This window comes from Bacillus sp. SA1-12 (assembly GCF_000981385.1).
In the GTDB taxonomy this organism is placed as follows: domain Bacteria; phylum Bacillota; class Bacilli; order Bacillales; family Bacillaceae; genus Metabacillus.
Map to the genome: position 1 here is coordinate 116,465 of NZ_LATZ01000010.1, position 12,416 is coordinate 128,880.

Consider the following 12,416-nt stretch of genomic DNA (forward strand, 5'->3'; position numbering starts at 1 on the left):
TATAAACGTTTATATATCTCGGTATGGAGCATAGGGGGCTCGAACCCCTGACCTCTACGCTGCCAGCGTAGCGCTCTCCCAGCTGAGCTAATGCCCCGTATATATAAACTCCGTTAAGCTAAGTTGTACAGGGCTTAACGATATGAAAATATTATACCGTATAGCAACGTAACCCTGCAACGATTTTTTGCGAAACTTTGACGAATAATTTATCCAAAAGAACGCACTCAAAATCCTTCTTCAAATCCTCAATAATTAAATAACAAAATAGTTCAATAGGTTAATAAAACCCACTATAATAGAATGTATAAACTAAGTATCAAGAAAAATTTACATACAAAAGAAGGTGACCAAATGCTACAAATGCTTAAACACCTAAAGCCATACAAATGGCAGCTAACATGGGTCTTTCTATTTTCATTAGCTGCAATACTTTTTGAACTTTACTTGCCAACCTTGATGGCGGATATCGTCGATGTAGGGATTGTGAATCAGGATGTCCCTTTTATCTTGAAGACAGGGGGCTGGATGCTGCTATGTTCGTTAATGGCGATCCTTTTAATGGTAGGAGTCAGTTATTTTGCTTCAAGAGTCTCATTAGGTTTTGGCAGGGATATGCGAAGAAAGCTTTTTGTACATATTGAACATTTCTCCTTGCAGGAATATGAGAAATTTGGTTCTGCTTCATTGATTACAAGAACGACCAATGACGTAAAGGTTGTTCAAGATGTTATTAATATGATGCAGCGGATGATGACAAGGGCACCGTTAATGTTGGCTGGAGGCGTGCTGCTTGCTGTCTCGCGTGATTCCCAATTATCACTCGTTTTCCTAGCTGCATTGCCTGTTTTGGCATTGGTTATTTTTATTGTGGCCAGAAAAGCGATCCCGCTTTTTTCTGCATTACAGAAAAAAACAGATCGTCTCACGCTCATCCTTAGAGAGGTGTTAACTGGTATTCGTGTAGTAAGGGCGTTTAACCGTGTCGAGTTTGAAAGAAGCCGCTTTAATGTCGCGAATGAGGATTTCTGTGATACGGGGATTAAGGTTGGAAAATTGATGGCATTAATGTTTCCGATCATGTTGATTATTATGAATTTTACTAATATCGCCATTGTTTGGTTTGGGGCCATTCGGATCGACCAAGGTGATATGCAGGTTGGGAATTTAATGGCGTTTATTCAATATGCAGGGATGATTTTAATGTCTCTGATTATGCTGTCGATGGCATTTATTATGATTCCACGTGCCCAAGTATCTGCGAAGAGATTAAATGAAGTGTTAGCAACTAATCCGATGATTCAAGATCCGGAAAAACAGGCAACAACTAATCATGGCAGAGGAGTTGTTGACTTTAAAGGAGTTACATTTCGATATGAAGGGGCGGAAAAACCTGTTCTTGAAGGGATTTCCTTTACAGCATCACCTGGTGAAACAACAGCGATTATTGGAAGCACCGGTGCGGGAAAATCAACCCTCCTCCAACTGATTCCGCGTTTTTATGAGACAGATAACGGCGCAATTTTGATAGATGGCGTAAATGTTAAAGACATGCAACAATCCACTCTCCGTGGAAAAATTGGTTATGTTCCGCAAAAGGCGAGCTTGTTCAGCGGGACAATTGCAGAAAATATCCGCTATGGAAAAGAGGATGCAACAGAGGGTGAGATATACTCTGCTTTGGAAACCGCTCAGGCTATTGAATTTGTTGAAAAGAAAGAACAAGGGATCAATAGTAGTATTGAGCAGGCGGGGGCAAATCTATCAGGAGGACAAAAGCAGCGTCTAGCAATTGCCAGAGCGCTTGTCAGAAAACCGGCAATCTATCTATTCGATGATAGCTTCTCAGCACTTGATTACAAAACGGATAGCAAACTCCGCAATGCTCTTAAAACGGAAACATCTGGTGCAACTATTATCATTGTTGCGCAGCGGGTTAATACAGTAAAGGATGCTGAAAAAATCATTGTTCTAAATGAAGGGGAAATCGTGGGTATTGGAACACATGAAGAATTATTAAAAGAAAATACCATTTATCAAGAGATTGTCGCATCTCAAGAAAATGGGGAGGTGAGTGCATGAGCGGAGTGAGACGTCCAAGCGGCCCGCCAATGGGTGGAGGAATGCGTCATGGACCAGGTCCTGGTATGGCCGTGGAAAAACCTAAGGATTTTAAGAAAACGTTCAAACGGCTGCTTGGTTATTTAAAACCATGGAAAAATCAGATGATTCTCGTTACAGTTGCAGCGGTTTTTTCAACCTTGTTTAATGTAATCAGCCCTAAGCTGTTAGGTGATGCAACCTCATCTGTTTTTGAAAGTTTTACATCTGGTACATCAATCGAATTTGAGTTCATTGGAAGAATTCTTCTCCTATTAATTGGTTTATACCTTCTTTCTTCCTTGTTTGCATATGTTCAGCAATATGTAATGGCGGGAATTTCACAAAAAACTGTTGCTGCGTTGCGAAAAGAAGTGAACGAGAAGCTAGCAAGGCTGCCACTCAGTTATTTTGATCAGCAGGCTCACGGGGATTTGTTAAGCAGGGCAGTTAATGATATTGATAATATTAATACATCGCTTCAGCAGGCTCTAAGCCAAATAATCAACTCTGTGATTTCGATTATAGGCATTATTATCATGATGCTTCTCATCAGTCCTTTGTTAACGTTAGTTGTTTTGATCACGATACCATTAAGCTTAATGGTCGCGCAATTTGTAACAAGTTTTTCGCAAAAGCACTTTTTCAAGCAGCAGGAGGAGCTTGGAATTATTAATGGTCATATTGAAGAAATGTTTACGGGTCATCAGGTTGTTAAGGCATTTGGCCATGAGGAAAAATCAATTGCTGAATTTGATCTAATCAATGACCGTTTATATCATTCCAGCTGGAGGGCGCAATTTATTTCAGGACTAATGATGCCATTGATGGGCTTTGTTGGGAATTTGGGATTTATCATTGTATCCATTTCAGGCGGTCTTTTAGTTTTAAATGGAAGCATGCGAGTTGGTGACGTACAGGCGTTTATTCAATATACACAGCAAATTTCACATCCATTGGCACAGGCAGCAGGCATTGCCAACATGATTCAAGTAGCGATTGCTTCTGCAGAACGTGTTTTTCATCTTTTAGATGAGCCTGAAGAAAAGCAAGAAGATGCTACAACTATTGATATAGAGGAACTTCGAGGTAATGTCGTGTTTGATCATATACGATTCGGGTATGAAAAAGATCAGCCGATTATTAACGATGTGAGTCTTGAAGTAAAAGCAGGGCAGACGGTTGCCATTGTTGGTCCGACAGGTGCCGGTAAAACAACGATTGTTAATCTTTTGATGAGATTTTATGAGATTGATGAAGGTGCGATCAGAATAGATGATGTCAGCCTAACGGATATGTCCAGGGAACAGGTTCGCAGCCTCTATGCAATGGTGCTGCAGGATACGTGGCTATTTAATGGAACGATTCGAGAAAATATTGCCTATGGCCTCGACGGAGCTACAGATGATGAAATAGTGGATGCAGCAAGAAAGGCCTATGCCGATGATTTTATCCGGACCCTGCCAGAAGGCTATGACACGGTGCTGGGAGAGGATGCTGCAAATCTATCGCAAGGACAACGACAGCTGTTGACGATTGCCCGGGCAATCATTGCAAAACCGAAAATCCTTCTTCTTGATGAAGCAACGAGCAGTGTTGATACACGGACGGAAATGAAAATTCAAAAAGCGATGACAAAGCTATTAGAGGGAAGAACAAGCTTCGTTATTGCCCATCGTTTGTCAACGATTCGCGATGCAGATCTTATTCTTGTGATGGATCAGGGGGATATTATTGAAAAAGGGACACATGAAGAGCTCCTTGCTCAAGGGGGATTTTACGCTGATTTATATGAAGGTCAGTTTGCGCAAAAAGAGACAGCATCCTGATCTTTTTCAAAGGTATGGTACAATAAATCAAGAGCCAGCATCTATAGATGCTGGCTCTTGATTTATTAGATTTCATTCTATATCTATGTTTCTAGTATAGCTAGTAAGCAGGATAATATTGATATAGATAAATGTAAGGTAACAATGATATGGCAGTAAAGCGATACGATAGGGAAAAATCTCCGTCTAAATCTTCTTTTTGGACAGCCTAATCATATCCATAAATAGGATATTAAGTGCAATCTCCAAAAAGTTAGAACTTTTGGGGATAACTTCTTCTATCCTCTTTTTAATCCCATATATTTGCTCTGGGGACACCAGCGCTTCTTAAATAATCAAGCAGCTGGCCGGTATGTATTGATTCATGGTAAGCAATCCGTAAAAGCATATCACCTAAGCTCCGGATATACCCTGCATCAGATGATCGATCTATTTTTATTTCAGATAATTCCACTTCATTAAATTCACTTATAGTTTTCAAAAATTCCTTCCTAAAAGGTTCTGCAAATGCTAGTTCATTTTTCACTGATATAAGAGGCTGGTTTTCGAATGGAGAGACAAATTCAGTCAAGCTTCCTCGATTATTTATCGCCAAGTGGTAGTAATGTTCACTTTCCAATATATGACGGATCATCTCAATGCAAGACATAGCTTCTTGATCGGGTCTCCAATTCAAGTAGTCATCAGGTATAAGTGACCAAACTTTTATGCTTCTTCTTCTTACTTCCTCTAAGTTGAAAATAACAAGTTCTATTGAATTCAAAATCATTCCTCCTGGTGCAAAATGTTAATTAGATTATACCCGAAAATACGTTCGTGAAAAAGAGTGAATCAACTAGTTGCAACAGATTGAAACATAATGCTCAAAGAATCTATTTCGGTCTACGGATGATGCTATTTCACAGTTGCCTCTTGTATTTGCTAAAAAACTCATCATTCCAAGCTTACGTTTATTGTAGCTATCTACCTCGATAAAACCGCGCTGATAGTTGCATAGCTGTGGCTCAAATAAACAGGCAGCGACAAGTGGATCGTGAAACGTTATCTCGTTTTCCTGAAGCCATGGAGATCCGAAATCTTCAACTACTCTCATTAAATGGGTGCTAAATATATTTAGCCTATCCTCCTGAGTGAGTACAAGCTTTGATGTTACATTGAGACCAAATGTTTTGTGAATGGGTACATTTGTATTGTAAACAATCGCACTTGCATGAGGGTCAATCCATGAATTCCAGTTTCCCATAGGCATTTCCATACTAGCTTCCAGCTCGGCTGAAAACACACCGCTCATGATGTAAATCTCTTTAAGTAAGCTGGGGATTTCAGGATCAACCAAAAAAAGCAGGGCAATATTAGTAAGGTGACCTATCGCTAAAAGAGAAATTTCATTCGGGTTTTCCCGAATGGTTTTTCGCATAAAGTCTACTGCTTGATTCTTTTTAAAGGTCGTTTCATGGGGCCAATTGGTTAATTTAACAGCTCCATCTGGTGTAGGATAAAGACTGTTTGGGAGCAACGTCTGATCGGCACCTGCATAGATCGAAATGTTTTTTCCAGCTGCTTTGCAAATGGCGTCCGCTATCATTGCCCTTTTTTCTACTTCACCTCCTACCGTTGTGATTCCCACTATCTTACATAAAGGCTGCTGCAACAAATAGGCCAGGCATAACGCATCATCAATGTCCCCGCCGATATCTGTGTCGAGCAATATTTTTTTTACCATGATTGATCTCTCCAATCCTTTGGATAATAGACTTGTTTTTTTATTCCAATCCTAAAAGACAAAGCTCCACTGATGGAAGTTAAACGCGCAGTAGAATTTAACTTCGAATTCAAGTGAAATAAGAAGGAGTAAAGGTTAACTGCCCGTAAAGATCCGATAAGTTTCGCTAACCATCAGAGGGGATGAAGAAAACCCCACTGATGGAAGTCTCACTTTATATTTTCGACTATAACTTTATACATCCTCTATTTCTTAGAAATACAGCTGTAATACCTTGTATTTAATAAATAAGAAATAGATTGTTCATCATTTATTCATATTTTTTGGAAATGCTACCAAATGGAGGTGACAGAAAGAAGAAGGTTAGGGACATTTCTTGGCACAATCTAAGCGTCAGGGTCAAAGCAGCTAACATAAAATACTAGATGTATGGAGGTTAGGAAGATGAAAAAACAATTACTTACGGTCGTCCTCTCAGGGGCATTGGCAATGGGAGTTATATCGGTTAAGCCTGTTTTTGCAGGAGTAAATCAATCGGTTGAAGGTGTACAAAGAGAGGCAGAATTTGCTGGACACGGACATATGCATAAAAACCCTGAGAAGCATTTGGAATTCTATAGAAAGCAAGCGGAAAAATTAGGAATTGAAACTGAGGGAAAAGATGCACGAACACTGGCAGAAGAAGTTCATTTGGCATATTTAAAACAAGAGGCAAAGAAACTAGGGGTTGAAACAAAAGGGAAGGATTTCAGATCATTAGTCAATGAAGTAAGGAAGATTCGTCTTCAAAATAAAGCAAAAGAGCTTGGCATTTCAATTGAGGGCAAAGACTTAAATGAACTGGCATATGAAGTAAGAGAAACTCTTATTGTGAACAAAGCCAAGGAATTAAAAATCGATACAAAAGGCAAAGATTTAGAAGGGCTTGCAAAAGAGGTTCGTCTTGCTATCCTGAAAAAAGATGCTGCGGAACTAGGGATTAACCCAGATGGAAAGCAGGAGCAGGAGCTAATTAAAGAAGTTATTGGTAAAAAAATCCTGCAAACTGCTAAAAAGCTTGGCATTGAGACTAGGAATAAATCAACCCATGAAATCATGGAGGAAGTGTTAACCAATCATGCTGAAGAAGCAAAGAAACAAAAGCTTTTCCCGTTCGATGGGGAAAGGGGCTTTTATTTTGGCGGACATAAAGGGGATTTCCATAACGGGAAATCAATTGAACATAAAAAGAAAGAATAAGAATAGTGTAAATAAGCACAAAAAAGCCCTTCTCAGGCAGGGCTTTTTGAGCTTACAATCCAGTAACATGCTGAAAAAGAAATCAACCAGTATTGACTGTTTTCTCTGTCATTATTTCTGCTAAAAAATTCTACATATTGTGTTTTCAACAACAAAAATTCGCTCCTACATCTCGTATTTTTCATGGTAGAATAAGTAAGGTTTATCATAAATAAGTAGGAGAGACAAATCATGAATTCTTCTCGTTTCTATCCATATATCGCTCTTGTTATTGGAGTTATTGCTGTCTCGACTTCGGCAATTTTTGTAAAGCTTACATCAGCTCCTGCACCTGTTGTTGCCTTTTATCGCTTGCTTTTTTCTACGATCCTTATTGCTCCGCTATTTTTTATTAAATGCATCGGTGAGGTAAAAGGCATGGCAAAAAAGGATTGGATATATTCGGCAATTGCAGGTGTTTTATTAGCATTTCATTTTATCTTATGGTTTGAATCCCTGAATTTCACTTCTGTCGCAAGCTCTGTTGTGCTTGTTACACTGCAGCCGTTGTTTTCGTTTATCGGAACTTATTTGTTTTTTAAAGAAAAAGTTTCAGGTATTGCAGCAGCAAGCGGTATAACTGCCATTGCAGGCAGCGTGGTTATTAGCTGGGGTGACTTTCAAATCAGTGGCCTTGCGCTGTTTGGGGATATATTAGCACTTGCTGCATGTACGATGATAACGGCGTATTTACTTTTTGGCCAAGGAATTCGAAAGCGTCATTCTTTAACATTATATACCTTTATTGTTTATGGAATCAGCTCTCTTACATTGCTCATTTATTGCTTGCTATTTCAATTTCCATTAGCACCGTACCCTGTGACTGATTGGTATTATTTTTTAGTGCTTGCACTTGTTCCAACTTTATTAGGACATTCTCTTTTTAATTGGTCAATTAAATGGGTGAGTACAAATGTGGTTTCAGTCATGATCTTATTTGAGCCTGTAGGGGCCATTATCCTTGCCTATTATTTCCTTGGCGAAAAAGTGATTCTATCCCAAGTGATTGGCGGATCTATTATAATGGTCGGAATCATTTTATTTTTACTAGAAAGTCGTCTTAAGAAGACTTCAAAAAATGAATTAAAGCCTGCCAGCTAATAGGCTGCAGGCTTTTTATCTTTAGTTGATTTCTTCGCCTCTTCTAAATAATTTGTTTGTAAATCATTTACTGTAATCCCGGTTGCTCGAGTAAATCCCTCATTAAAATCGTTCACTTCAGCGGTTTCGACAATTATTTTTTTAATCATTGTTTTTCCGTATGTATCTACTAAATATTTAATTGCATAATAGCTTTGCAGATAGACATCGTAATCATCCAAACGGAATTTCTCCCACTCATCATGTGTATCAAGCTTTGTAAAAGACGTTTCATGAAAAGGATAATATCGATGTGTTACATCATGCATGCCGACGTATTCGGCAACACCTTCATGAAACCAAAGAGGAATTCTATTAACAAAAAGGCCTTTCTCTTTTATAAATGCTTGTAAGCGGTAATGGGTATACTCATGCATTATGGTGCTCTGGAAATAAAACGAACCGGGCATACGATTAGCCAAAATTTCTTCTTTATCAGAAATAGCCACACCTACAGTATCATTTGGATCGTCAAAATACCCCATCGTCTCGATAAGAGCGGTTTTTTCATAAAGATCCTCTGAAGAAGAGTGAAGGATCAGGTCAATCTTATTATCCTTAATGCTTCCAAATAAACCCGTCGTTATGGAATCAGCCTTTTTAAGAATACCCTCAATGATTGGCAAAAGCTCTTGTTCTTGTGGTTGATAATAGATATTCACATTTCGATATGTTTTTATTAATTTATTTTCCTTCATCGCTCGGTAATTAATTGGCTGCGTCTTATTTTCTTGAAACGGAAGCATATAAAGTCCGATTTTTTCTTCTATTGTAATATTTTTGCCGAGCTCTGTAGAAATCATGAAATTAATGGAAAAGAAGAATACGTTCATTAATGTAAATACGATTGATAAACAGCTAAGGGAAAGCAGACCGCTAATTCCTTTTAGGGAAAGAAAATGGAAATCCTTCTTCAAGCTGATAAATGCATAGAGGCAGTAGCAGAAAAGCGTAAATGAAAGGAGTATCAAGATTATGCTGAACATTAGGCTTATCTTAATATTCATAACTAAAAACAATCCTATTAAACTAATAAAAATCACGAAAAATGAAATAATGGAGTAAATCAGGTTTTTTATAAAAATGATAAATATCTTCAATGTGACCTCCTAAAAACGGTGCATCTTTACTCATATTTATGAGGCAACACGGGAAAAAATCATGATATTTGCTATTTAATTTTCAACTATTTAAAAAAAGGCAAAGAAAAAGACGTTTTACATAATGCATAACGCCCTTAGACTAGTAGTTATTAAGCTTGCTGATAAAAAATGGATGATAAATAAGCAAAAGTAAAACCGAGAGGCATGGAAACAATCACAGCTAATCCTTGGACAGGCCCCTCTTCATTACTAATCCGGATCGCTTCTTTATAACCGTAAGAGAAATGGAATAATGATAAGAAAAGTGTTAGTAACATGAGTGCAAATGAAATATTCATCATCAAGTCCTCCGCTTTTTCGTTCTATTCTTTCTATTAATACATGCTTTAATAACGAAGAATATGATAACTTTTTAGGGTTTTTCTTATTAGGTGTACTCTATTATTTATATAAAAGTAGAAGGGAGATGAACTTAATAGGAATGGTAGGTAAGCTGCTGCTAGTGCAAGAAGGAGGGGAGATGCTCTATTGAGACAGCTCCCACTTTAATAGGTAACGTTATGAAGCCTTTTTTATAACAGAGATTCTGCTCCATCAATAAAAATTTCAGTCCCGGAAATATGACTTGATTCGTCAGAGGCAAGAAAAGAGACGAGCTTGGCTACTTGCTCCGGTTTTCCTGGACCATGTTCCAACGGCTGGCTTCCCTTAGGGTATTTAACAGGAATTTCAATTTTTTTAACCTCTGGTGTTTTCTTAGTATTCTTTCCAATATTTGTTTCGATGGCACCGGGACAAATGACATTGACTCTTATTTTATATTGCGCTAATTCTAATGCAGCCATTTTTGCAAAAGCAACCTGACCTGCTTTAGATGTGCTATAGGCAGACATTCCAGAGGTTGAAAAGACACGGCTTCCATTAATAGAACTCGTAATAATGATGCTCCCGCCATTTTCTTTCATTTTCGGAATAGCGTATTTAACCGTTAGAAAAGTGCCTTTTAAATTTGTGTGAATCGTTTTATCCCAGTCTTCAGGATTTAAATTTTCAATTGGAGCTAGAACTCCGTTTATCCCAGCGTTTGCAAACACTATATCTAATCGTCCCCATTTTTCTATCGCTTTATTAATTCCTTCCTTTACACGTTTATAGTCGGAAAGATCGACATCAACTATGATAGCCTCTCCTTGAAATTCCTCGATTTCTTTTTTGACCTTTTCAGCATTCTCTTCTTTAATGTCCATAAGGCATATCTTAGCTCCCAGCTTTGCTAAATGAATGGCAGCTGCACGGCCTATTCCTGAACTTCCACCAGTAACTACTGCTACCTTGTTATTGAATTTGCTTTGGTCAAAAGTATTCATAGTTTACCTCCCAAAAATTATTTATTACTAGTATCTCTAGAATTCTAACTTTTACTTAGGTTGTTTTTCATAAAATTTATCGTTATTTACCAAGTCCTAAGTGGTGGGGGGAATAAGGCACTTCGGAATAAACGCCTGTTTTACTTAATTAAAATTTTGTAGTAACAACTCAAAAAAGGGACTGTCGCTTAAGAGCGTAAGTCCCTTTTCATTATTATTTTCTTGTAACTAATCGAGGTGCGGTTAACAATAAAAAGCTAAGAACGATTGCAGAAACGATAATCGTCGGAATCATATAGGATGCATTATACGTAATGGAATAAAGTAATACTGGCGTTCCTTCTGGAGTAAGAGATGCAAAAAAGAAAACTCCCGCTATGACATGAATAATCAGTCGTAATACCCCTCCGAGCAAAGTACCAAGAGTTATATGCAATATCGCCGTTTTACGTTTTTTATTTAGTAACGCTTGTCGAACCTGTTTTAAGAATAAACCGCTAAAACCAACAACTGTGAAAGCTAAATAGTAATCAAGAAACCCTTGGACCGGATGTATAATATATGGGTTTCCTAGAACAGCTTGTAGGAATCCTAATAAAAGTCCAGTTAATAGACCTCCCTTTATTCCCCAGCGATAAGCCATAATAAAAACAGGAATCATCCCTAAAGAAATCGAACCACCTTGTGGGAGTTTTCCGATTACTCCTGATAATAAATCTAAAAGGAAGGCCAACGCAGATAACATTGCCACTTCAATTAAAAATAATAACCGTTGATTTACTTGCAAACTAAAAACCTCTCTCCTTGCATAAAACCAATTAGGCTGCCAAAGGCTGCTGCTACTATTATATAGTAGATAGTATGATTACTTTTTGAATGGAAAAACAAAAAAGCAATGAGTGGAATCGGATTGATGGTTCCACTCATTGCTTCTAATTATGACCATCCACATCCCTACACTAGTGTTAACTAACAGGTTCAAAGGGTCAGAACAATTTCAATATGTTCAATCTCAGCCACTGGCTCCCCTTGTGGTAAATATGCATTATTTTATTTTGTTATTTACTATACCTTAAACTATTTAAATTAAGCAAGCTTGATTTATTGTACTAAATGTACTAAAAGCACATTAGCTAAATGTAAAGTTGAATTATTTAATGAAAAAAATAAAAAAGTACTTGATATTGTATTTTAGCCGTGATATATTATTAAACGTCGCTGCTGAAGTAGCGGACAACTTCTCTAAAAAGATGTTGACAAGCCATTGATAAGGTGGTATATTAAGAAAGTCGCTTCTGAGGAAACGACGTAATAAATGATCTTTGAAAACTAAACAAAACCAAGCGTGCCAACGTTAATTTCGATTAACAAAAAACGTACTAATTAGTACATTTTATGAGCTATATCAACTCTTTATTGGAGAGTTTGATCCTGGCTCAGGACGAACGCTGGCGGCGTGCCTAATACATGCAAGTCGAGCGAATCTGAGGGAGCTTGCTCCCGAAGATTAGCGGCGGACGGGTGAGTAACACGTGGGTAACCTGCCTGTAAGATTGGGATAACTCCGGGAAACCGGAGCTAATACCGGATAATATTTCGAACCGCATGGTTCGAAGTTGAAAGGTGGCTTTTGCTACCACTTACAGATGGACCCGCGGCGCATTAGCTAGTTGGTGAGGTAACGGCTCACCAAGGCGACGATGCGTAGCCGACCTGAGAGGGTGATCGGCCACACTGGGACTGAGACACGGCCCAGACTCCTACGGGAGGCAGCAGTAGGGAATCTTCCGCAATGGACGAAAGTCTGACGGAGCAACGCCGCGTGAGCGAAGAAGGCCTTCGGGTCGTAAAGCTCTGTTGTTAGGGAAGAACAAGT

The 12,416-nt window shown here is 38.4% G+C and carries 10 protein-coding genes, 1 tRNA gene, 1 rRNA gene and 1 riboswitch; of the genes, 5 read left to right on the forward strand and 7 right to left on the reverse strand.

Annotation, left to right across the window (positions count from 1 at the left end):
* Positions 1-24: 24 nt before the first annotated feature.
* Positions 25-97 (reverse strand) — tRNA-Ala (locus WQ54_RS09175).
* 257 nt (positions 98-354) lie between these two features.
* On the opposite strand from WQ54_RS09175, the gene WQ54_RS09180 reads away from it, so the two are divergent.
* Complete coding sequence (locus WQ54_RS09180) at positions 355-2,082, forward strand: ABC transporter ATP-binding protein (protein WP_046515271.1); 1,728 nt, start codon at positions 355-357, stop codon at positions 2,080-2,082.
* A 29-nt stretch (positions 2,083-2,111) separates the two neighbouring features.
* On the forward strand, positions 2,112-3,929 hold the full coding sequence (locus WQ54_RS09185) for an ABC transporter ATP-binding protein (protein ID WP_046515357.1): 1,818 nt from the start codon (positions 2,112-2,114) through the stop codon (positions 3,927-3,929).
* 289 nt (positions 3,930-4,218) lie between these two features.
* On the opposite strand, the gene WQ54_RS09190 is transcribed toward WQ54_RS09185, so the two are convergent.
* Complete coding sequence (locus WQ54_RS09190) at positions 4,219-4,692, reverse strand: DinB family protein (RefSeq protein WP_046515274.1); 474 nt, start codon at positions 4,690-4,692, stop codon at positions 4,219-4,221.
* A 72-nt stretch (positions 4,693-4,764) separates the two neighbouring features.
* On the reverse strand, positions 4,765-5,652 hold the full coding sequence (locus tag WQ54_RS09195) for a nucleoside hydrolase (protein WP_046515276.1): 888 nt from the start codon (positions 5,650-5,652) through the stop codon (positions 4,765-4,767).
* Positions 5,653-6,096: 444 nt separating this feature from the next.
* Here WQ54_RS09195 and WQ54_RS09200 point away from each other — a divergent pair, with 444 nt between their 5' ends.
* The gene (locus tag WQ54_RS09200) at positions 6,097-6,891 is read left to right on the forward strand and encodes a hypothetical protein (protein ID WP_046515278.1); all 795 of its coding nucleotides are present in this window, start codon (positions 6,097-6,099) and stop codon (positions 6,889-6,891) included.
* Positions 6,892-7,122: 231 nt separating this feature from the next.
* Positions 7,123-8,031, forward strand: a complete 909-nt coding sequence (locus tag WQ54_RS09205) for a DMT family transporter (RefSeq protein WP_046515281.1) — start codon at positions 7,123-7,125, stop codon at positions 8,029-8,031.
* Here the strand turns inward: WQ54_RS09205 and WQ54_RS09210 are convergent.
* From WQ54_RS09210 to thiT, 4 genes are all read right to left on the reverse strand, one after another.
* Complete coding sequence (locus tag WQ54_RS09210; protein ID WP_046515284.1) at positions 8,028-9,170, reverse strand: hypothetical protein; 1,143 nt, start codon at positions 9,168-9,170, stop codon at positions 8,028-8,030. The genes WQ54_RS09205 and WQ54_RS09210 overlap by 4 nt on opposite strands.
* 152 nt (positions 9,171-9,322) lie before the next feature.
* A complete protein-coding gene (locus tag WQ54_RS09215; RefSeq protein WP_156177841.1) occupies positions 9,323-9,514 on the reverse strand; it encodes a hypothetical protein in 192 nt (63 codons plus the stop codon).
* Between the two features lie 231 nt (positions 9,515-9,745).
* Entirely contained in the window at positions 9,746-10,540 is a 795-nt protein-coding gene (locus tag WQ54_RS09225; RefSeq protein WP_046515291.1) for an SDR family NAD(P)-dependent oxidoreductase, read from the reverse strand.
* 214 nt (positions 10,541-10,754) lie between these two features.
* Positions 10,755-11,327, reverse strand: a complete 573-nt coding sequence (gene thiT, locus WQ54_RS09230) for an energy-coupled thiamine transporter ThiT (RefSeq protein ID WP_156177843.1) — start codon at positions 11,325-11,327, stop codon at positions 10,755-10,757.
* 147 nt (positions 11,328-11,474) lie between these two features.
* Positions 11,475-11,580: riboswitch (TPP riboswitch) on the reverse strand.
* 373 nt (positions 11,581-11,953) lie between these two features.
* Between thiT and WQ54_RS09235 the strand changes: the two genes are divergently transcribed.
* A 16S ribosomal RNA gene (locus WQ54_RS09235) occupies positions 11,954-12,416 on the forward strand; the annotation flags it as partial.

Bases quoted from the DNA above. Each gene is read 5' to 3' on its own strand.
- WQ54_RS09225 (WP_046515291.1), bottom strand. From the start codon at position 10,540: ATGAATACTTTTGACCAAAGCAAATTCAATAACAAGGTAGCAGTAGTT.
- WQ54_RS09200 (WP_046515278.1), top strand. From the start codon at position 6,097: ATGAAAAAACAATTACTTACGGTCGTCCTCTCAGGGGCATTGGCAATG.
- WQ54_RS09195 (WP_046515276.1), bottom strand. From the start codon at position 5,652: ATGGTAAAAAAAATATTGCTCGACACAGATATCGGCGGGGACATTGAT.
- WQ54_RS09185 (WP_046515357.1), top strand. From the start codon at position 2,112: ATGGGTGGAGGAATGCGTCATGGACCAGGTCCTGGTATGGCCGTGGAA.
- WQ54_RS09215 (WP_156177841.1), bottom strand. From the start codon at position 9,514: ATGATGAATATTTCATTTGCACTCATGTTACTAACACTTTTCTTATCA.
- WQ54_RS09205 (WP_046515281.1), top strand. From the start codon at position 7,123: ATGAATTCTTCTCGTTTCTATCCATATATCGCTCTTGTTATTGGAGTT.
- WQ54_RS09180 (WP_046515271.1), top strand. From the start codon at position 355: ATGCTACAAATGCTTAAACACCTAAAGCCATACAAATGGCAGCTAACA.